The sequence below is a fragment of the Mesorhizobium sp. M00.F.Ca.ET.216.01.1.1 genome (assembly GCF_004010325.2).
GTDB lineage: Bacteria > Pseudomonadota > Alphaproteobacteria > Rhizobiales > Rhizobiaceae > Mesorhizobium.
In genome coordinates this window covers 1-305 of the sequence record NZ_SADR02000435.1, presented here as the reverse complement: position 1 = coordinate 305, position 305 = coordinate 1, and the positions used below count along the sequence as shown (strand labels likewise).

Here is a 305-nt window from a genome sequence, read left to right as displayed (position 1 = left end):
GAACACCGACCGATGCGCGGCGCACGCGCGCCCGAGTTCATCGGCAGGCTTGCCCGCGGCGTCGACCTCATACGCAATCGCCACATATGCGCCGCTGTGTAGGCCCGACGCGTTCGGCCGCAGCGTGAGTGTGGGCCAGTTCCAGTCTTCGTCGAAGCGCATTGGGGCGCTATTGCCTGCCGATTGGAATACGTACTTGCCGTCCACCAGATTGGCGCTCACGCCGTTCTTGCCTGTCACGACCACGCCACACAGACTGGTCAGCGCGTCGTCGTCCTGTTGCTGATAGATGGCGATGCTAAAGC

At 63.3% G+C, this 305-nt stretch carries 1 protein-coding gene; it reads right to left on the bottom strand.

Annotated features, from left to right (window positions below; all coding sequences use genetic code 11):
• Positions 1-305: hypothetical protein (locus EN859_RS36830; protein ID WP_210237779.1), on the bottom strand; the 305-nt coding region annotated here is incomplete at both ends.